Origin of the sequence: Photobacterium rosenbergii (assembly GCF_003026455.1) — a bacterium.
Lineage (GTDB): Bacteria > Pseudomonadota > Gammaproteobacteria > Enterobacterales > Vibrionaceae > Photobacterium > Photobacterium rosenbergii.
Window position 1 is genome coordinate 1 of the sequence record NZ_PYMB01000044.1, and the last position, 18607, is coordinate 18607.

The 18607-nt window shown below is 50.7% G+C and carries 18 protein-coding genes; 14 read left to right on the plus strand and 4 right to left on the minus strand.

Features of this window, described 5'->3' with window-relative positions; all coding sequences use genetic code 11:
• The first annotated feature begins 245 nt into the window (after nucleotides 1–245).
• The gene (locus C9J01_RS28605) at nucleotides 246–719 is read left to right on the plus strand and encodes a Dps family protein (RefSeq protein WP_107301458.1); all 474 of its coding nucleotides are present in this window, start codon (nucleotides 246–248) and stop codon (nucleotides 717–719) included.
• A gap of 110 nt (nucleotides 720–829) precedes the next feature.
• On the opposite strand, the gene C9J01_RS28610 is transcribed toward C9J01_RS28605, so the two are convergent.
• The gene (locus tag C9J01_RS28610; RefSeq protein ID WP_419688009.1) at nucleotides 830–1447 is read right to left on the minus strand and encodes a YitT family protein; all 618 of its coding nucleotides are present in this window, start codon (nucleotides 1445–1447) and stop codon (nucleotides 830–832) included.
• 444 nt (nucleotides 1448–1891) lie between these two features.
• Between C9J01_RS28610 and glyA the strand changes: the two genes are divergently transcribed.
• From glyA to C9J01_RS28660, 10 genes are all read left to right on the plus strand, one after another.
• Entirely contained in the window at nucleotides 1892–3142 is a 1251-nt protein-coding gene (gene glyA / locus C9J01_RS28615) for a serine hydroxymethyltransferase (RefSeq protein ID WP_107301460.1), read from the plus strand.
• A gap of 165 nt (nucleotides 3143–3307) precedes the next feature.
• A complete protein-coding gene (nrdR, locus tag C9J01_RS28620; RefSeq protein WP_039460556.1) occupies nucleotides 3308–3757 on the plus strand; it encodes a transcriptional regulator NrdR in 450 nt (149 codons plus the stop codon).
• A 48-nt stretch (nucleotides 3758–3805) separates the two neighbouring features.
• On the plus strand, nucleotides 3806–4954 hold the full coding sequence (gene ribD, locus C9J01_RS28625; protein WP_107301461.1) for a bifunctional diaminohydroxyphosphoribosylaminopyrimidine deaminase/5-amino-6-(5-phosphoribosylamino)uracil reductase RibD: 1149 nt from the start codon (nucleotides 3806–3808) through the stop codon (nucleotides 4952–4954).
• A gap of 8 nt (nucleotides 4955–4962) precedes the next feature.
• A complete protein-coding gene (locus C9J01_RS28630) occupies nucleotides 4963–5619 on the plus strand; it encodes a riboflavin synthase (RefSeq protein ID WP_107301462.1) in 657 nt (218 codons plus the stop codon).
• A 35-nt stretch (nucleotides 5620–5654) separates the two neighbouring features.
• Nucleotides 5655–6758, plus strand: a complete 1104-nt coding sequence (ribBA, locus tag C9J01_RS28635; protein WP_107301463.1) for a bifunctional 3,4-dihydroxy-2-butanone-4-phosphate synthase/GTP cyclohydrolase II — start codon at nucleotides 5655–5657, stop codon at nucleotides 6756–6758.
• A 173-nt stretch (nucleotides 6759–6931) separates the two neighbouring features.
• Complete coding sequence (gene ribH, locus C9J01_RS28640) at nucleotides 6932–7402, plus strand: 6,7-dimethyl-8-ribityllumazine synthase (RefSeq protein WP_107301464.1); 471 nt, start codon at nucleotides 6932–6934, stop codon at nucleotides 7400–7402.
• Entirely contained in the window at nucleotides 7402–7869 is a 468-nt protein-coding gene (nusB, locus tag C9J01_RS28645; RefSeq protein WP_107301465.1) for a transcription antitermination factor NusB, read from the plus strand. Before ribH ends, nusB begins: the two co-directional genes overlap by 1 nt.
• A gap of 62 nt (nucleotides 7870–7931) precedes the next feature.
• Entirely contained in the window at nucleotides 7932–8903 is a 972-nt protein-coding gene (gene thiL, locus C9J01_RS28650) for a thiamine-phosphate kinase (RefSeq protein WP_107301466.1), read from the plus strand.
• A gap of 3 nt (nucleotides 8904–8906) precedes the next feature.
• Nucleotides 8907–9392: a phosphatidylglycerophosphatase A gene (gene pgpA, locus C9J01_RS28655; protein ID WP_107301467.1), complete on the plus strand. Its 486-nt coding sequence runs from the start codon at nucleotides 8907–8909 to the stop codon at nucleotides 9390–9392.
• 127 nt (nucleotides 9393–9519) lie between these two features.
• Nucleotides 9520–11601: a hypothetical protein gene (locus tag C9J01_RS28660; RefSeq protein WP_107301468.1), complete on the plus strand. Its 2082-nt coding sequence runs from the start codon at nucleotides 9520–9522 to the stop codon at nucleotides 11599–11601.
• 127 nt (nucleotides 11602–11728) lie between these two features.
• On the opposite strand, the gene dxs is transcribed toward C9J01_RS28660, so the two are convergent.
• From dxs to xseB, 3 genes are read right to left on the minus strand one after another with little or no spacing between them, the layout of a single operon-like run.
• Nucleotides 11729–13588 (minus strand): 1-deoxy-D-xylulose-5-phosphate synthase, encoded by a 1860-nt coding sequence (gene dxs, locus C9J01_RS28665; protein WP_107301469.1) that lies wholly within the window; start codon nucleotides 13586–13588, stop codon nucleotides 11729–11731.
• Between the two features lie 24 nt (nucleotides 13589–13612).
• The gene (gene ispA, locus C9J01_RS28670) at nucleotides 13613–14515 is read right to left on the minus strand and encodes a (2E,6E)-farnesyl diphosphate synthase (protein ID WP_107301470.1); all 903 of its coding nucleotides are present in this window, start codon (nucleotides 14513–14515) and stop codon (nucleotides 13613–13615) included.
• Entirely contained in the window at nucleotides 14508–14750 is a 243-nt protein-coding gene (gene xseB, locus C9J01_RS28675) for an exodeoxyribonuclease VII small subunit (RefSeq protein ID WP_039460575.1), read from the minus strand. The genes ispA and xseB overlap by 8 nt, the downstream gene beginning before the upstream one ends.
• 317 nt (nucleotides 14751–15067) lie before the next feature.
• On the opposite strand from xseB, the gene pomA reads away from it, so the two are divergent.
• From pomA to thiI, 3 genes are all read left to right on the plus strand, one after another.
• Complete coding sequence (gene pomA, locus C9J01_RS28680) at nucleotides 15068–15829, plus strand: flagellar motor protein PomA (RefSeq protein WP_107301471.1); 762 nt, start codon at nucleotides 15068–15070, stop codon at nucleotides 15827–15829.
• 9 nt (nucleotides 15830–15838) lie between these two features.
• Nucleotides 15839–16759 carry a flagellar motor protein MotB gene (locus tag C9J01_RS28685; protein ID WP_201797882.1) on the plus strand — a complete coding sequence of 307 codons (921 nt, stop codon included), beginning with the start codon at nucleotides 15839–15841 and terminating at the stop codon, nucleotides 16757–16759.
• A 216-nt stretch (nucleotides 16760–16975) separates the two neighbouring features.
• Nucleotides 16976–18424 carry a tRNA uracil 4-sulfurtransferase ThiI gene (gene thiI, locus C9J01_RS28690; protein ID WP_107301473.1) on the plus strand — a complete coding sequence of 483 codons (1449 nt, stop codon included), beginning with the start codon at nucleotides 16976–16978 and terminating at the stop codon, nucleotides 18422–18424.
• Nucleotides 18425–18607: the final 183 nt, after the last annotated feature.

Sequence of the window (18607 nt, forward strand, 5' to 3'; positions counted from 1 at the left end):
TATAGTCAGAAGGCATGGGACTAATGGTGGACTGAGTCCCATGATGTACGAACTTGGAAACTAACCCCCGTGTCTACTTTACGGGGGTCATATCAACCCAGCACCCAGCACCCAGCACCCAGCACCCAGCACCCAGCACCCAGCACCCCATCAATAGGTTTTGCTTATTGAATGTATAAACCAATACGAATGGAGCTAGGCCAACCGAGCCCGTATTATTGAGGAAAACCAAGGGGGAAGAGATTATGTCGACACAAAATATGATTGGCCTAGATAGCGTGAAGTCTGAAGAGCTAGCGGTTGAATTGAATAAACTGCTGGCAAACTACCAGGTGCTGTACATGAACACACGTGGTTACCACTGGAACATCAAAGGCAAAGAATTCTTTGAGCTGCATGTGAAATTCGAAGAAATTTATACCGATCTGCAGGTCAAAATCGATGAGCTAGCCGAGCGTGTATTGACGCTAGGCGCAACGCCTTCACACAGCTTTAGTGAATACCTTGAAGTGAGTGAAATCAAAGAGCACCTTAACGCCCATAGCGGTGATGAGTGTGTCGCTGGCTTGCAACAGGGGTTCCAAACCGTGCTAGGTATGCAGCGCAGCATTTTGTCCCTTGCCGGTGACGCTGATGATGAGGGTACTGCGGCTATCATGGGTGATTACATCCGTGAGCAAGAAAAGTTGATGTGGATGCTTACTGCTTATAACCACTAAGCACTGCAACACCAACGGGAATTAGACACAAAAAAAAAAGAGGTCGCAGGATGCGACCTCTTTTTTATGCGTCAAAACTAGGATCTAGGAACCAGGATCTAGAACTACTCTTATCCTGCCTGTGGTTTTAGCTCACCGCTGTAGCGGCCCGGTTTGTGGTTCATAGCCAATACTAGGTTCAGCATGAAAGCGCCGATGACCGAGAACAGCAAGACCATCGGGCTAACTAGGAAGAAAGATGCCACTAGGATGGTGATATCAATACCCATCTGCAGTTTGCCCGCCGACCAGCCCATTTTCTCCTGTAGGAATAGCACCAATACGTTGAAACCACCGAGGCTAGTTTTGTGGCGGAATAGGATCAGCATACCCAGTCCCATCAGCAGGCCACCGATTAGCGCGCAGTAAAGCGGCTCGAGGCGGCTGATTTCCAGCACATGGTGGAGGTTGTCGGTAATGATAGATACCAAACCGCCGGAAATCACACTGGTGATCGCAAAGCTCTTACCCATACGGAACCAGGCCATCAGGTAGAACGGGCAGTTCATCATAAAGTACAGCTGGCCAAAAGACAGATCGACAAACTGGCTGACAAGCAAGGCCAGGCCGGTAGTACCACCGGTGAGAAGATCAGCTTGCTGAAGAAAGAAAACCCCTTGGGCAACGATGAAAGTACCGGTAAGAATGGCAATGATATTTTCTTTCAGTGAATGATGATAACCGCTCAAGACAACACTCCTTATGTATAGAGGCGCCATGATATAGGGCATTGGTGACAAGCGTGATAGTCGGTGTGAAATCTGTCTATTGGTCGGTGTACAAATTATATTACGCTGTCGTAAAAAATTAATTTCAATCATTACTTGTAATGTGGGTATTTTAGTTTTGGTTACCCATGACGAGGGAGTGAACAACTTGAAAACAATTCATACCAAAAATGAAATAAATACCAATAAAAAGTCACATTAGGGGTATCTGATTTAGATCAAATTCTGTAAAATACTGCGTTATCTACAGGCGAGACGAAAACGTTTGCGTCCACGTGGCGCCTAGCTTTGCGGATTTTCCGTTTTTTGCCAATTTTGTGTGTTTACCGCCTCTTTGTCGGCACGGCCATTCACTGGCTTACCAGAGACAAAAAGGACTAAAACAATCTGAGTCAGGAGATACAGATGCTAAAGCGCGACATGAATATTGCCGATTACGATGCTGAACTATTTGCAGCGATTCAGGAAGAAACGGCGCGTCAGGAAGAGCACATCGAGTTGATTGCTTCTGAAAACTACACCAGCCCACGCGTGATGGAAGCTCAGGGCTCCCAGCTAACCAACAAGTATGCCGAAGGCTACCCAGGTAAGCGTTACTACGGCGGTTGTGAGTACGTAGATAAAGCCGAGCAACTGGCTATCGACCGTGCGTGTGAGCTATTTGGTGCCGAGTACGCTAATGTTCAGCCTCACTCGGGCTCTCAAGCCAACAACGCTGTGTACATGGCACTGCTCAATGCTGGCGATACTGTTCTGGGTATGAGCCTGGCACATGGTGGCCACTTGACTCACGGCTCTCCAGTAAACTTCTCGGGCAAGCTATACAACATCATCCCTTACGGTATTGATGAAGCCGGCCAGATTGATTACGCCGAAGTTGAGGCGCTGGCGCTTGAGCACAAGCCTAAAATGATCATCGGTGGTTTCTCTGCTTACTCTCAGATTGTTGATTGGAAGCGCATGCGTGAAATCGCAGATAAAGTCGGCGCGTACTTCTTCGTTGATATGGCGCACGTTGCTGGTCTGATTGCTGCGGGTGTTTACCCGAACCCAGTTCCGCACGCCCACGTGGTAACAACCACAACGCACAAAACGCTTGCTGGCCCACGCGGTGGCTTGGTGCTTTCAAACGGTGGCGAAGATCTTTACAAGAAACTGAACTCAGCGGTATTCCCGGGTGGTCAGGGTGGCCCTCTAATGCATGTTATTGCTGCTAAAGCGGTTGCATTCAAAGAAGCGATGGAGCCAGAGTTCAAAGACTACCAGGCTCGCGTGGTTGAGAATGCCAAAGCAATGGTCGGTGAGTTCCTAGAGCGCGGTTACAAGATCGTATCTGGCAGCACAGAAAACCACCTGTTCCTGGTTGATCTGATCGACAAAGGCATCACAGGTAAAGAAGCGGATGCAGCACTGGGTGCGGCGAACATCACTGTTAACAAGAACAGTGTGCCAAATGACCCACGCAGCCCGTTTGTGACTTCAGGTATCCGTGTCGGTACACCTGCAATTACCCGTCGTGGTTTTACGGTGGAAGATGCTAAGCAGCTTGCTAACTGGATGTGTGATGTCATGGACAACATCGACAATCCTGAAGTGATTGAAGCGACCAAGGTTAAGGTGCTAGAAATCTGTAAGCGTCTACCGGTTTACGCATAAGCACTGCCCCTTCTGGGTGACAGTTTTGGAACAAAAAAGGGCCTGCAGCTTGCGGGCCCTTTTTTTATGGCGTTTTAGCGCCATTTTCAGCAGAATTTTTATGGTAATAGTCTCCCACCGTTAATGAAATGAGTTACACTGGTGCGACGAAGTTGAGGAGGCAAGATGCATTGTCCTTTTTGTGGTGCCAATGACACCAAAGTAATAGATTCCCGTCTGGTGGCTGATGGCCATCAGGTTCGTCGCCGTCGCCAGTGTTTAGCCTGTAGCGAACGTTATACAACGTTTGAAACCGCTGAGTTGGTGATGCCACGGGTGATCAAAACTAATGGTAACCGTGACCCGTTCAATGAAGACAAACTGCGTGGTGGGATCCAGCGTGCGCTGGAGAAGCGTCCTGTCAGTGCTGATGATATCGAACGTGCGATCAATACCATCAAGTCGCGCTTGCGTGCGACCGGTGAGCGAGAAGTGCCATCGGAAATGATTGGTAATTTGGTCATGGAAGCATTGAAAGAGCTGGATAAAGTGGCTTATATCCGTTTTGCTTCTGTTTACCGCAGTTTTGAAGACATCCGTGAGTTTGGTGAAGAAATCGCTAAACTAGAGAAATAATTGATGCCGGACGTGATGCGCCGGCTTTCTAACCGATACTGAAGTCTCATGTTCTCATCTATCGACCACGCCATGATGCTACGCGCAATCAAATTGGCGAAGAACGGTCAGTTCACTACCACTCCAAACCCCAATGTCGGCTGTGTGATCGCCCACGACGATGAAATTGTCGGAGAAGGCTATCATTACCGTGCCGGTGAACCCCACGCCGAAGTCTTTGCACTTCGCGCGTCTGCGGATAAGGCGAAAGGCGCAACGGCGTACGTTACGCTGGAGCCTTGCTCTCATTACGGCCGAACTCCGCCTTGTGCCGAAGCACTGGTCAAAGCCGGTGTGAAGCGTGTGGTTTGCGCTATGGTTGATCCCAACCCGAAGGTTGCTGGGCGTGGTATTGCTATGCTCAAGCAAGCTGGCATTGAAGTCCAAACCGGCTTGCTCGAACAAGATGCTGAGGCGTTGAACCCTGGCTTTATCAAAGTGATGAAGACCGGGCTTCCGTATGTCCAACTCAAGCTGGCGGCAAGCCTTGACGGCCGAACCGCGTTGGCTAACGGCGAAAGCAAGTGGATCACTGGCCCTGCTGCCAGGGCCGATGTTCAACGTTACCGCGCCAAGGCCGGGGCTATTTTGTCGACCAGTGCAACGGTGTTGGCTGACGACCCTTCGTTGAACGTTCGCTGGCAGGAACTGGGTGACGAAGTACAGCAGGGCTACCCTGAAGCTGACTTGCGTCAACCTGTGAGGGTGGTGATTGACAGTAAAAACCGAGTCACCCTAGAGCACCGTTTAGTCAGCCTGCCGGGCAACACTATTCTGGCAAAAAAACAAGCTGACATGCAGACATGGCCGCAGGATGTTGAGCAACTGGTTATCCCTGAGGGCGAAGGGGTTGATCTTCATGCGCTTATGGTTGAGTTGGCAAAGCGCAATATCAACCATATCTGGGTGGAAGCTGGAGCCGGCCTGGCCGGTGGCTTGTTGCAAGCAGGTTTGGTCGATGAGTTGATCTTGTATCAAGCCCCCAAATTGATGGGCAGCGACAGCCGCGGACTGATGGATCTAAATGGACTGGTGTCGATGACACAGGTTCCCGAACTGAGCATCTCGGATGTACGGATGGTGGGCGATGATATTCGGATCACTTCCCGTATCAATAATCACATCCGGGCTGATTTACTCAATGCAGACAAAGAATAAGGTTTGACATGTTTACTGGCATTATTGAAGCCGTGGGTACAATTACTGCACTGACCCCAAAAGGCAAAGACATTTCTGTGACGGTGGACTCCGGCAAGCTGGACCTATCCGATGTAAAATTGGGTGACAGTATTGCAACCAATGGCGTGTGTTTGACCGTAGTAGAACTAACAGGTTCTGGTTATGTGGCTGACTTGTCTCTGGAAACCCTAAAGCGTACCGCATTTGTCAATTACCGTGCGGGACAGAAGGTGAACCTTGAGAAAGCCATGCTGCCTACCACCCGTTTCGGTGGTCATATGGTCTCTGGCCATGTCGATGATGTGGCGGAAGTGATTGAGCGTTCCCATACCGGCCGTGCGATTGAGTTTTGGCTGAAGGCGCCGGCACATTTGGCGAAGTACATTTCGGAAAAAGGCTCGGTAGCTGTTGATGGCATCAGCTTGACGGTCAATGCGATCCGTGGCGATGAGTTCAAACTGACCATCGTGCCACACACGGCTTCTGAAACCACGATGGAAGCATTTACCGCTGGCCGTAAAATCAACCTGGAAGTCGACGTGATTGCCCGCTACCTCGAACGTTTGATGATGGGCGAGAAGGCGGCTGAGCCGAAATCAGAAGTTTCTATGGATTTGCTGGCTCGCAGCGGGTTCCTTCGATAAACAGACAGAAGATTAACAAAAATTAAGGTATCGATATGGCTCTAAGCAGTGCAAAGGAAATCATCGAAGATATCCGCCTAGGTAAAATGGTTATCCTGATGGATGACGAAGACCGTGAAAATGAAGGCGATCTGATCATTGCATCGGAAAAAATCACCCCTGAAGCAATTAACTTTATGGCTCGTCATGGCCGTGGCCTGATCTGCCTGACTTTGACCAAGTCTCGCTGCCAGCAGCTTAAGCTGCCACTGATGGTGCAGGATAACACCGAGCAGTTCAGCACCAACTTCACCGTGTCGATTGAAGCGGCAGAAGGTGTGACTACGGGTATTTCTGCATCAGACCGCGCTGTGACGGTACAGGCGGCGGTAGCACCGGGTGCTTCGCCTGCTGATATCGTGATGCCTGGCCATATTTTCCCATTGATGGCCCAAGAGGGCGGTGTTCTTGCCCGTGCCGGTCACACTGAAGCCGGTTGCGATGTCGCGCGCCTAGCTGGCCTTGAGCCATCGAGCGTTATTGTCGAGATCCTAAATGAAGACGGCACCATGGCGCGCCGTCCAGATCTTGAGGTATTCGCCGAGCAGCACGGCCTGAAGCTTGGCACGGTTGCGGATCTGATTGAGTACCGCAACAACAACGAAACCACTATTGAACGTGTTGCGCAGTGCAACCTGCCAACTGAGTTCGGTGATTTTGAGATGATCACTTACCGTGACACCATCGACAACCAGGTTCATTACGCACTGAAAAAAGGCGACGTTGTTGACGGCGAGCCGACTTTAGTTCGTGTTCACCTGCAAGATACCTTTAAAGATATTCTCCACTCGGGTGCGACCCAGTGGACACTGCCATCAGCGATGAAACGTATTGCCGATGAAGGCGGGGTATTGGTGGTACTGAGCAAGGCAGAAAGCCAGGAATCTATCATTACCAAGGTCCAGAACATGGCCGCGCAGGAAGAAGGCAAGCCGGGTGTGAAACTGAACCCGAAAGATCAGTCGCGCCAGGTGGGTGTTGGTTCTCAGATCTTGTCAGATCTTGGTGTTTCTAAGATGCGCCTGCTGTCATCAAGTACTCAACGCTACCATTCGCTGTCGGGCTTTGGCCTCGAAGCGGTTGAATACATTTGCGAATAATCCAAGCAGGCCAGTGCCCGCTTTTGTTCGAAACATATTTCTATCAAATAAATCCCAAACATTGCCGGTATGAGGCGGGAAAGCGCTTGAATATGCCAATTGGTATAACGCATAAAGTGTGATAGACTCCCGCGGTTTCTCATACCGGAAAAGACATAGTCACAGGAAGGCCCATGAAGGTAATTGAAGGCGCCATCGCGGCACCAAACGCAAAAGTTGCTATCGTAATTGCACGCTTCAACAGCTTTATCAACGAAAGCCTACTAGAAGGCGCGCTAGACGCTCTGAAACGTCAGGGTCAAGTTAGTGATGACAACATCACTGTTGTTCGTTGCCCAGGTGCATACGAGCTACCACTTGTTGCTCAGCAGGTTGCTAAGAGCGATCGTTATGATGCTATTGTTGCGCTTGGCTCTGTGATCCGTGGCGGTACGCCACATTTTGATTATGTTGCCGGTGAGTGTAACAAAGGTCTGGCTCAAATTGCTCTAGAGTACAACACTCCAGTAGCATTCGGTGTTCTGACTGTAGATTCTATCGAACAAGCCATTGAGCGTGCCGGTACCAAGGCTGGTAATAAAGGGGCAGAGGCTGCACTAAGCGCGCTTGAAATGGTTAATGTCCTGTCCCAAATTGAATCCTAATGGGGGTTAGTGTGAAACCAGCCGCACGTCGTAACGCACGTCAGTTTGCTGTACAAGCAATCTATTCTTGGCAAATTACTAAAGGTAACGTTGCAGATATCGAGCAACATTTCCTTTCTGGCGACAACTTTGAAGAAGAAGAGCACCAGGCTGAAGCCCCGGCGCTAGCAGCACCACATACCGATGTAGCTTACTTCCGTGACCTACTAACTGGTGTTGTTCTGAACCATCAGGAACTGGATAGCAAAATGCGTCCATACCTGTCGCGTCCACTTCAGGATCTAGACCAGATGGAACTGGCGCTACTTCGTCTTGCAATGTACGAGATGATGAAGCGTGATGACGTACCATTCAAAGTGGTGATCAACGAAGCAATCGAACTGGCGAAAGCCTTCGGTGCAGAAGACAGCCACAAGTTTGTGAATGGTGTGCTGGACAAGGCAGCGCCATCACTTCGTAAGAAGTAATCACAATACGATTGTAAAAGGCCAGCAATGCTGGCCTTTTTTCTGTCTATCAAAAGAAGAATATGGCAAACGAATTTGATCTGATAGCCCGGTACTTCGAACACCAGGCTGTGAAACGAAAAGATGTACCTTTGGCAATCGGTGACGATTGCGCCTTGCTGGAGGTACCGGAAGGGAGCCAATTGGCCGTCAGTACTGATTCGCTGGTGGCAGGTACCCATTTCTTGGCCGAGGCCGATCCTGCTTGGGTCGCCCACAAGGCATTGGCATCAAACCTCAGCGATCTAGCGGCAATGGGCGCCACACCGGCCTGGGTGTCGCTTGCTTTGACAATGCCTGAGCCCGATGAAGCCTGGCTGGCAGGTTTCTGCGAGGGGTTCTTTGCTCTTGCGGAGTACTACAATGTCCAGCTTGTAGGGGGAGATACCACCAAAGGCCCGCTTAGCATTACGCTGACAGTACATGGTTTCGTGCCGCATGGTCAGGCTCTAACCCGCAGTGGGGCTAATTCAGGTGACTGGATTTATGTCACCGGCAATCTAGGCGATAGTGCGGCAGGTCTGGCGTTGTTGCTCGGCCAGAAAAAGGTAGACTCCTCTGAGCTTGAAGCAACTTTGCTTGAGCGCCACCACAAGGCAGAGCCGCGTATACTGGCAGGGCAGGCCCTGCGAGGGATTGCTTCGGCGGCATTGGATATTTCCGATGGCCTGATCAGCGATCTTGGACATATTCTGAAACGTTCTAGGGTGGCAGCAGAAATTGACGTTGATAAACTACCTCTTTCGCCAGAGCTGGAAGCCTTTGAGCCTGAGCGGGATAAAGCGTTGCAGCTAGCATTGGCCAGTGGCGAAGAATATGAACTGTGCTTTACTGTTCCGGAACAGAATAGGGGCGCAGTGGAAACCGCCTTGGTGCATAGTGGTGTAAAGGCGACTTGTGTCGGCCAACTGCGTCCGGGGCAAGGTATTACCTTGGTACGTAAAAGCCAGCCGCTGAACTGGCAGCTGCACGGATATGATCATTTTGCGGAGTAAATTGTGGCAAACCCGAAAGATAAGATTAACCTGAAAAATCCATGGCATTTCTTGGCGACCGGCTTCGGTAGCGGCCTGTCACCTATCATACCGGGCACCATGGGCACTGTAGCCGCGATCCCGCTGTACTTGTTGATGGCGCAGCTGCCATTTACGGTTTACCTACTGATCACCTTGGTTGCCGCTTTGATTGGTATCACCATCTGCCAGAAAACTTCTGACGATATGGGCGTGCATGACCACGGTAGTATTGTCTGGGATGAGTTTGTCGGCTTTTGGATCACTATGGCAATTGCCCCGGTAGTGAGCTGGCAATGGGTGTTGGCTGGTTTTGTCCTGTTCCGTTTCTTCGATATGGTCAAGCCATGGCCTATCAGCTGGCTGGATAAGCATGTCCACGGCGGTCTGGGTATCATGGTTGATGATATTCTGGCGGGCTTTATGGCAATGATTGCCCTGTGGGGACTAGGCCACTGGCTGGGTTGGTAAACAAGCTTGAATAAACCGAACGATGTTGAAGCCGCGCAATAGCGCGGCTTTTTTTATTTCTAATTCAATGGGCTAAGATTTAAGAGGCTAGGTGCTAGAGGTTAGGGAAAGGGAGGTTCAGGTGAATATGCTAAGGACAGTGGTTTGGTTGGGAGGGCTTTTATTGCTGTTGCCGGACGGTTTGGCTCAAGTTTATCCTTCAACTGGAACAGCTTGGGTGCTGCCGGGCAGCTGGCAAGATACCGTGATCGACGGTAAGCCTGCATCTGCAAAACAACTTAAGCTTTGGGAGAACCAGCATGCTGATGTAGTTTTTGGCAGTATGCAAGATAGGGCAATGAACCAGTCGATGAATGCGATGGGCTACATGTATGCCCACAAGTTCGATTGCCGCCCGGGCAAGCAAGAGGCATGGCTGAGCCAGCAGGCGTTTCGGTCAGGTGTTGATATCGAAGACGCTTATCTGCATTTTGCAGAAGACACCCAGCTTCTGGTGGATAAACCGAGTAGCGGGTTGGATCATTTGCTGGATGGACAACCTTATCATTTGCTCCTTGTCCGTAATAATCAATATTCGACAGCAAGGCTACCGATAGAGTTGCAAGCAGATGACCAGCTGATATTGATCTCATCATACCCGTTTGACTCTTTTGAGCTTAATGCTAGCGCCATCCCCGAGATATCCCGTCATGCTGCCGATGGAGCAGGGGCCGTTGGGCTCTGGCAGCCTCTGGCAGTTAGCTGGCATGATAAAACGAGCACCGATTCCCAGCTTGGCCAGTTTTCGCTTGAACAGCCCTGGCCGAGTGCCTTCCCTCGTTTTGAAGGACGGGAACTCAACAGTGGTGAGCCTGGCTTGGCCTCAGGGCTAAGAGTATGGATGCTTGAGTTATCTTGGGCGCAAGCTTCTCGGGTTGAGAGTTTGGCAATTGACCCATGGCTTGAAATGACCCGCAGTGAAGAGCAACTGGCGTTAGCAATTCCGGGTTGGGATCCAGCTAATGACAAGAATAACGATGGCTACATTAATGAGAGCGAGTTCGCTTCACGTGCCAACAGCAAGGCATCGGCACGCTTCCGCCATCAGGCAAGGCTCATACCTGCGGGTTACCTGTGGCCCGGGACTTGCTGGTATCGGGTCAATTTTCTCGATGGCGCAATCAATAAACTCCATGCCCAGTGGTACCAGCAAGACTGGCAGCAGCAGGGGCTTGCGGGAGCATACAATGATGACATGGCTAAACTGCTTGGGAGTAACCAATTTAAGGTGCTGTCAGGCGGTAAAATTGACGAGTTGCCGTATGTAGCCGGAAGTGAGCAGGCAGAATATGAGTATGCGTTGCAGCTTGCAGGCTTTCTCCAGCAGGTGAAATCGCTGACAGGTACCCAGTGGCTAGCTGCAAATATCTCCGAGCTCAATCTTTGGCATTATGCACCATGGCCACCAGAACTGCGGGAGGTGATAGATGTTTGGCTACGCGAACATTACCTCACGCCAGCTATCGGGCTAAATCGGCTTCAGCGGTATTGGGATAACTTCGCCCTAGCATCCCAACAGGACAAGAGCCTGATCATGGCCTCGACCAAAGGGGGGCGAAGCCAGTTGTCACCATCGAGCCTTTCAGCTTGGCAGACGGATATCGAAACAGGCTTGGCACTGTATTATCTATTCAATATCCCCGGTCAAACCTATTACCACAGTTGGAACCAGAGTTACCGGTACGGCAGCGGCCATACCGATACTGATAATTGGGCACAGCCGGGTATTGCCAAAAATATGGCCTACCAACCCACTGAGATGCTGGCGATCGATCTCGGTACCCCCGAGCCTGCACCGGGTGATGTCGAGCGGGTAGTGTTTGATAACAAAGGAAAAGAGGCCGATTCGGCGGATACAGCCATTGATGGGATTCCCCTTGAGCCCTCAGGCTGGTATTGGTTGCAACGAAGTGGTTGGTTTGGAGATTTTCCTGAACAGGGCATCATTGCTCGCCGCTATAGCAAAGGCTTGGCGCTTTACCGCGGGACAAGGGATCGTAACAATCCCGCTTTCTTTGATATCAAGCCAATCGAAGTGAGCCTCGATGGGCTCTACCAGCAAGTGAAATTTGATGGTAGTTTAGGGCCGCAAGTCAACACAGTGACACTTGCTGGGTATCAGGGAGTAATATTGCGAAGGGTTATGACCCAGAAGGCCAAAGAGCAATAGACAATTCCTAGTAGAGAGTACCCAGTAGAGAGCACCCAGTAGAAAGCACCCAATAGAAAACGCCCCAAGCAACAGAGGTTACTTGGGGCGTTAATTAGGATACTGCTGAACTTTGCTTTGTAATGGCTTAGTCGATATAAGCGCGGATCTGTTTTTCGATACCCGGGCCATCTATTTCCAGCATAGCGTGAAGCTCAGCTTGGGTACCTTGCTCGACAAAGCGATCTGGCAGGCCGATGTTCAGCACAGGCTTGAGCACCTTCTGTTTCATCAGGAACTCATTGACACCGCTGCCTGCACCGCCCGCAATAGCGTTCTCTTCTACCGTTACCAGTACATCATGGCTAGCAGCTAACTCAAGGATCAGCGCTTCATCAAGTGGTTTGACAAAGCGCATGTCAGCCACGGTAGCGTTGAGGTTTTCGGCCGCTTCCAGTGCATAGCCCATCATGGTACCGAAGTTCAGGATAGCCACCTTTTCACCTTCACGGCGAACGATGCCTTTCCCTATTGGCAATGCTGTCATCTCACGCTCTGGCACAATACCCGTTCCGCTACCGCGGGGGTAGCGCACTGCACTTGGACCTTGGTGCATGTGTCCGGTGTAGAGCATCTGGCGACATTCATTTTCGTCACTTGGCGCCATGATCACCATATTCGGGATACAACGCATGAAACTCATGTCGAAGGCACCTTGGTGAGTCTGGCCGTCAGCGCCGACAAGGCCACCACGGTCGATGGCAAACATGACAGGCAGATCCATAATAGCGATATCGTGGATAAGCTGGTCGTAGCCGCGCTGTAAGAAGGTCGAGTAAATCGCAACAACCGGATGGTAGCCACCAATGGCCATACCCGTTGCCAGTGTTACGGCATGCTGCTCAGCAATCGCCACATCGAAGTACTGTGACGAGTACTCTTTAGAAAAACGTACCATACCCGAGCCTTCGCGCATGGCAGGCGTGATCGCCATCAGCTTCTCATCTTGCTCTGCCATGTCACAAAGCCAATCGCCAAAGACATTGGAAAACGTCGGTTGGCTTTTCGCTTTTGGAATTGGGTTTTGGGTCAGATCAAATTTTGGTACCGCGTGGTAGTTGATCGGATCTGCCTCGGCTGGGGCATAGCCCTTGCCTTTTTTGGTCATGATGTGCAGGAACTGCGGCCCTTTGAGGTTACGCATGTTCTTGAGGGTTTTGACCAACTCTTCAACATCATGGCCGTCAATTGGGCCGATGTAGTTAAAGCCCAACTCTTCAAACATGGTGCCAGGTACAACCATGCCCTTGAGGTGTTCTTCGGCACGCTTGACCAATTCTTTGATGGGTGGCGCACCAGAGAGGACCTTCTTACCACCTTCACGGATAGTGGTATACAGGTTGCCTGATAGCAGGCGAGCAAGGTGGTTATTCAGCGCGCCGACGTTTTCCGAAATAGACATTTCGTTGTCGTTGAGGATCACCAGCATATCCGAATGCACACCACCTGCGTGGTTCATTGCTTCGAAAGCCATACCTGCGGTGATCGCGCCGTCACCGATGACACTGACGACCTTGCGGCCCATGTCTTCTTTTTCTGCTGCGATAGCCATCCCTAGCCCCGCACTGATCGAGGTCGATGAGTGACCGACAGACAGTACGTCGTATTCGCTTTCTTCACGCCAAGGGAATGGATGTACCCCACCTTTTTGGCGGATAGTCGGCATCTGATCACGGCGGCCCGTGAGGATCTTATGCGGGTAGGCTTGGTGGCCGACATCCCAGATCAGATGATCAAACGGGGTGTTGTAAACATAATGCAGAGCAACGGTTAACTCGACAGCGCCTAATCCAGAGGCAAAATGGCCGCTGCTCTGGCTGACGGAGTTCAGTAGGTAGGTACGTAGCTCGTCGCACACCGCCGGCAGGCTTTCTGCAGGCAGCAGGCGTAACTCATCTGGTGTGTTGGCCAACGCCAGATGAGGGTATTTCGAAATATCCAGTGTCATAACATTCACGGCGCTTTGCTGTTTTTAGTTATTGCGCTCGATGACGTATCGGGCAAAAACTTCTAATTGTTCTGTATTGTAAGGTATTGCACTCAATGCGTGTAGTGCCTGTTGGTACAGTTGTTGAGCTTTTGCCTTGGCGCCATCCAACCCGAGAAGAGCAGGATAGGTACTTTTTTCCAGCTCGATATCTGAACCTTGTGGTTTGCCCAAGGTTTCAGTATCACTTATTACGTCAAGAATATCGTCTTGGACTTGAAACGCCAAACCAATTGCATCGGCATAGGCATTGAGTTGGGGCAAAACGGCTAGGCCTTTTTCGCCTGCAGCCATCGCGCCTAGACGAACCGCGCAGCGGATCAGGGCCCCGGTTTTGTGGCGATGGATAGTTTCCAGTTGCTCAAGACCGACATGTTTGCCTTCTGCATCTAGATCAAGCGCTTGTCCCATGCACATTCCGCTAGCACCTGAGGCTTTGGCCAATTCGCTGATCATTGCCACACGGTTGGTTTCGCCATCAGCACTTAGCTTGCCTGAAGCCAGAATATCAAATGCCAGCGTCTGCAATGCATCACCTGCAAGGATAGCCGTCGCTTCATCAAACGCAATATGACAGGTTGGCTGACCGCGACGCAGATCATCGTCATCCATAGCAGGCAGATCATCGTGGATCAGCGAATAGGCATGGATGCACTCTACGGCCGCAGCCGGTGTATCGAGGTCGGCCACATCGGCGCCGAGCATTTCACCGGTCACGTAGGTCAAAAACGGACGGGCTCGCTTGCCACCGAGTAGGGTGCCGTGCTTCATTGCTTTAATAAGAGGCAAATCCGCAAAAGGCTGGGCGTCAATCCACTGGCCGAGTTGCTGGTTGCTACGTGCTTGGTAAAACTGAAGTGATTGCGACAGAGATGGCGTGTTATTCATTATTTGCATCAAATTTGGTCAGAGGTGCTTCGTCATCTGCTTGCAGTAGGATCTCAACACGTTGTTCGGCTTGAGTTAGCTTCTGCTGGCTAGTGCGGGCAAGAGCAATACCGCGTTCAAATTTTTTCAGCGCATCTTCTAGCGCAATGTCACCGGATTCCAATTCATTGACGATTGAGTCTAGTTCATCCAGTGCGGCTTCAAAGGCCATGTTTTCAGGTTTCTTGGCTGCCATAGTGATGTCGTTTCTTATATAAGTGCTCGAAAAATAGCGTAGAGCGTAATCTGGGTCAAATTATCTCACAGTAATCTGTGTCACAGACAGTAATTTTCATTTTTTATAGGTATAAGACTAAACCTAAGCAGCAATGTGCCGATAACTAGTTGCAGTTAACCACGTTGATGGTGATTGCTTCATATGGCAGTCACCCAAAGCGTGAATAATGAACGAATGCAGCCCTTTTGGCATTGTGGCTTTGAAAGGTCACTGGGGGCTAGATACAATGCTCGTTCGATTTTGATTTACGAGTGCAACGAACTGGAGACTACCAAGTGGATTTGGCGACCCTTATAGGATTAATTGGGGCATTTGCTTTTGTCATCATGGCGATGGTGCTAGGTGGCAGTTTTGGCATGTTCGTTGACACCCAGTCTATCCTGATTGTTTTGTGTGGCTCCTTGTTTGTTGCTCTGATGCAATACAGCGTCGGGCAGTTTCTCGGAGCGACCAAGATTGCCGTCAAGGCATTCATGTTTAAGAACGACAACCCTGAAGACTTGATTGCCAAGATTGTTGAAATGGCTGATGCCGCACGTAAAGGCGGTTTCCTTGCGCTTGAAGAAATGGAAGTGGACAACACTTTCCTACGTAAGGGCGTGGATTTGCTGGTGGACGGCCACGACGCCGATGTGGTGCGTGCAACATTGCAAAAAGACATTGCGTTGACCAATGAGCGCCATGAGCAGGGGATTAGTATCTTCAAGGCACTCGGCGATGTTGCCCCTGCGATGGGGATGATTGGTACCCTGATCGGTCTGGTTGCCATGCTATCGAATATGGACGACCCGAAATCAATCGGACCTGCGATGGCCGTTGCCCTTCTTACGACTCTTTACGGTGCCATCTTAGCTAACATGGTGATGTTACCTATTGCTGCAAAGTTGGGCTTGCGTAAAGACGAGGAAAAACTCAATCGCCGCCTGATCCTCGATGGTGTATTAGCCATTCAAGATGGCCAGAACCCAAGGGTGATCGACAGTTACCTGAAGAACTACCTCAACGAGAAAAAACGTACCATCAACGTTGACGATTAAGGAGGGGTGATGGAAGAAGAACATAAATGCCCCCCTCCCGGCCTGCCGCAGTGGATGGGTACCTTTGCCGATTTGATGTCGCTGCTGATGTGCTTCTTTGTTCTGCTGCTGTCATTCTCTGAGATGGACGTGCTCAAGTTCAAACAGATTGCAGGCTCGATGAAGTTTGCCTTCGGGGTGCAGAACATGCTGGAGGTCAAAGACATCCCCAAAGGGACCAGTGTGATTGCCCAGGAGTTTCGTCCTGGCCGCCCGGAGCCAACACCGATTGAGGTGATCATGCAGCAAACCATCGACATGACCCAGCGAACCCTGGATTTCCACGAAGGTGACTCTGACCGTGCGGGGGGCACCAAGCGTGATGCGGGTAAACTAACTGGTGGCCAGAGTGCTGAAATCGCCACCCAGCAGAACCAAAATAATGAATCGGAAATGTCGGAAGCCCAAGAGCAACTGCTTGAGGTGCTCAAGAAGGCGTTGAACCGGGAAATGGAAGAAGGGGCGATTGAGGTCGAAAACCTTGGCCAACAGGTGGTGATCCGTATCAAGGAAAAAGGCGCCTTCCCTGAAGGCTCGGCGTTCTTGCAGCCTAAGTTTCGCCCATTGATCCGTCAGGTTGCCGACTTAGTGAAGGACGTCCCTGGTGTTATCAGGGTCAGTGGCCATACCGATAATCAGAAGTTGGACTCTGAACTTTACCGTTCCAACTGGGACCTTTCAGCACAGCGGGCGGTATCCGTTGCCCAGGAAATGGAGCAGGTTGAGGGTTTCGACCATCAGAGGCTTAGAGTGGTTGGCCTGGCGGATACCCAGCCGCTAAATGGCAACCGCACTCCAGACGAGCGCAAAGCCAACCGGCGGGTAGAAATTTCTATCATGCAAGGTGAGCCACATTACAGCGAAGAAATATCCAGCCACAGTGCTGAGTAAGCAAAATTTAGCGTTATTTACAGGCCGTCTCCCTAACAGGAGGCGGCCTTTGTTTTTGGGTTGATAAGCAACTGACTAACGCTAAATGAAAATATGCCTACACTATATTTAAGTAGCTTGACTATATATCCTTGTTTCAGCAACAGCCTGCTTGCTGTATAATCCGCGCCTTTGATCCTTTTTGGTATTGTTTGGCCCAGTGTAGCGAAGCGTGTTATGAAATTTATCGTTAAACCCCATCCTGAGATTTTCGTAAAGAGTGAATCCGTACGTAAGCGTTTTACCAGAATCTTAGAATGTAACATTCGCATTATTCTTCAGCGTCTGTCTGATTCTATTGCGGTATACAACCGCCGCAGCCACATTGAAGTGGTGCCAAAAGACGAGAGCCTGCGTGATGAAGTGCTGGCTGTCTTGACCCAGACTCCGGGTATTCACCACTCATTGGAAGTTAAGCAAACGGACTTTACCGATCTGCACGATATCTACGAGCAGACACTGGCCCATGTAGGCAACAGCCTAGATGGCAAAACGTTCTGTGTACGCGCCAAGCGTACCGGTAAGCATGACTTTACCTCGATCGAGCTTGAGCGCTACGTTGGTGGTGGCTTGAACCAAGCGATTGAGTCTGCGTCAGTGAAACTGAAGAACCCTGATGTGACTGTGCGTGTTGAAGTTCAGAACGACAAGCTAAACCAGATCCTTGCCCGTCATAAAGGCTTGGGTGGTTTCCCTCTGGGTACTCAGGAAGATGTATTGAGCCTGATCTCCGGTGGTTTCGACTCGGGTGTATCTAGCTACCTGCATATTAAACGCGGTAGTAAGGTTCACTACTGTTTCTTTAACCTAGGTGGTCCTGCGCACGAAATTGGCGTGAAGCAAGTATCTCACTTCCTGTGGAAGAAGTACGGTTCATCCGCTAAGGTGAAATTTATTGCCATCGACTTCGAACCGGTTGTCGGCGAGATCCTTGAAAAGGTTGATGACGGCCAGATGGGCGTGGTGCTAAAACGTATGTTCATGCGTGCCGCTGGCATGGTTGCCGAGCGCTTTGGTATCGAAGCACTGGTTACTGGTGAAGCCTTGGGCCAGGTCTCGAGCCAGACACTGACCAACCTTCGTCATATCGACAACGTGACCGACACGCTTATCCTGCGCCCACTGATCAACTGGGACAAGGAAGACATCATTGATGTTGCGCGTGAGATCGGCACTGAAGATTTTGCCAAGACCATGCCTGAGTTCTGTGGTGTGATCTCCAAGAGCCCAACGGTGAAAGCGGTCAAAGAGAAGCTGGAAACCGAGGAAGCGAAGTTCGATTTCACTGTACTTGAGCGAGTGGTAACCGAGGCGCGTGTGATTGATATCCGTGACATCGAAAAAGAGAGCCAGGAACAAGCACCGGAAATCGAACTGGTAGATCAGATCGAAACCGATGCTGTCGTTCTCGATATCCGCAGCCCAGACGAAGAAGACGAGAACCCGCTTGAAATCGACAACGTCGATGTGAAGCACCTTCCGTTCTACAAGCTGGCGACCCAGTTCGGTGACCTGCCGCAGGACAAAACGTACCTGCTGTACTGCGACCGTGGCGTAATGAGCCGCCTTCAGGCGCTATACCTGAAAGAGAACGGCTTCGATAACGTGAAGGTTTATAGGCCGTAAAGGCGGGCACTGGGAAGAGCGGGCCCTAGGAGAAGCGGGAAGAGCTAAAGAAGAAAAGCGAAGAGCCTTGACTTCGATCAGCTAAGAGCAAACGCTTTTGCAGGACCCAGGACCCAGGACCCAGGACCCAGGACCCAGGACCCAGGACCCAGGACCCTGGGTCCTGGGTCCTGGGTCCTGGGT

Coding starts and splice junctions, on each gene's coding strand:
- ribBA (WP_107301463.1), top strand. CDS start 5,655: ATGGCTCTAAGCAGTGCAAAGGAAATCATCGAAGATATCCGCCTAGGT.
- C9J01_RS28660 (WP_107301468.1), top strand. CDS start 9,520: ATGCTAAGGACAGTGGTTTGGTTGGGAGGGCTTTTATTGCTGTTGCCG.
- xseB (WP_039460575.1), bottom strand. CDS start 14,750: ATGGCAGCCAAGAAACCTGAAAACATGGCCTTTGAAGCCGCACTGGAT.
- thiL (WP_107301466.1), top strand. CDS start 7,932: ATGGCAAACGAATTTGATCTGATAGCCCGGTACTTCGAACACCAGGCT.
- ispA (WP_107301470.1), bottom strand. CDS start 14,515: ATGAATAACACGCCATCTCTGTCGCAATCACTTCAGTTTTACCAAGCA.
- ribD (WP_107301461.1), top strand. CDS start 3,806: ATGTTCTCATCTATCGACCACGCCATGATGCTACGCGCAATCAAATTG.
- dxs (WP_107301469.1), bottom strand. CDS start 13,588: ATGACACTGGATATTTCGAAATACCCTCATCTGGCGTTGGCCAACACA.
- nrdR (WP_039460556.1), top strand. CDS start 3,308: ATGCATTGTCCTTTTTGTGGTGCCAATGACACCAAAGTAATAGATTCC.
- C9J01_RS28685 (WP_201797882.1), top strand. CDS start 15,839: ATGGAAGAAGAACATAAATGCCCCCCTCCCGGCCTGCCGCAGTGGATG.
- thiI (WP_107301473.1), top strand. CDS start 16,976: ATGAAATTTATCGTTAAACCCCATCCTGAGATTTTCGTAAAGAGTGAA.
- nusB (WP_107301465.1), top strand. CDS start 7,402: ATGGGGGTTAGTGTGAAACCAGCCGCACGTCGTAACGCACGTCAGTTT.
- glyA (WP_107301460.1), top strand. CDS start 1,892: ATGCTAAAGCGCGACATGAATATTGCCGATTACGATGCTGAACTATTT.
- ribH (WP_107301464.1), top strand. CDS start 6,932: ATGAAGGTAATTGAAGGCGCCATCGCGGCACCAAACGCAAAAGTTGCT.
- C9J01_RS28630 (WP_107301462.1), top strand. CDS start 4,963: ATGTTTACTGGCATTATTGAAGCCGTGGGTACAATTACTGCACTGACC.
- C9J01_RS28605 (WP_107301458.1), top strand. CDS start 246: ATGTCGACACAAAATATGATTGGCCTAGATAGCGTGAAGTCTGAAGAG.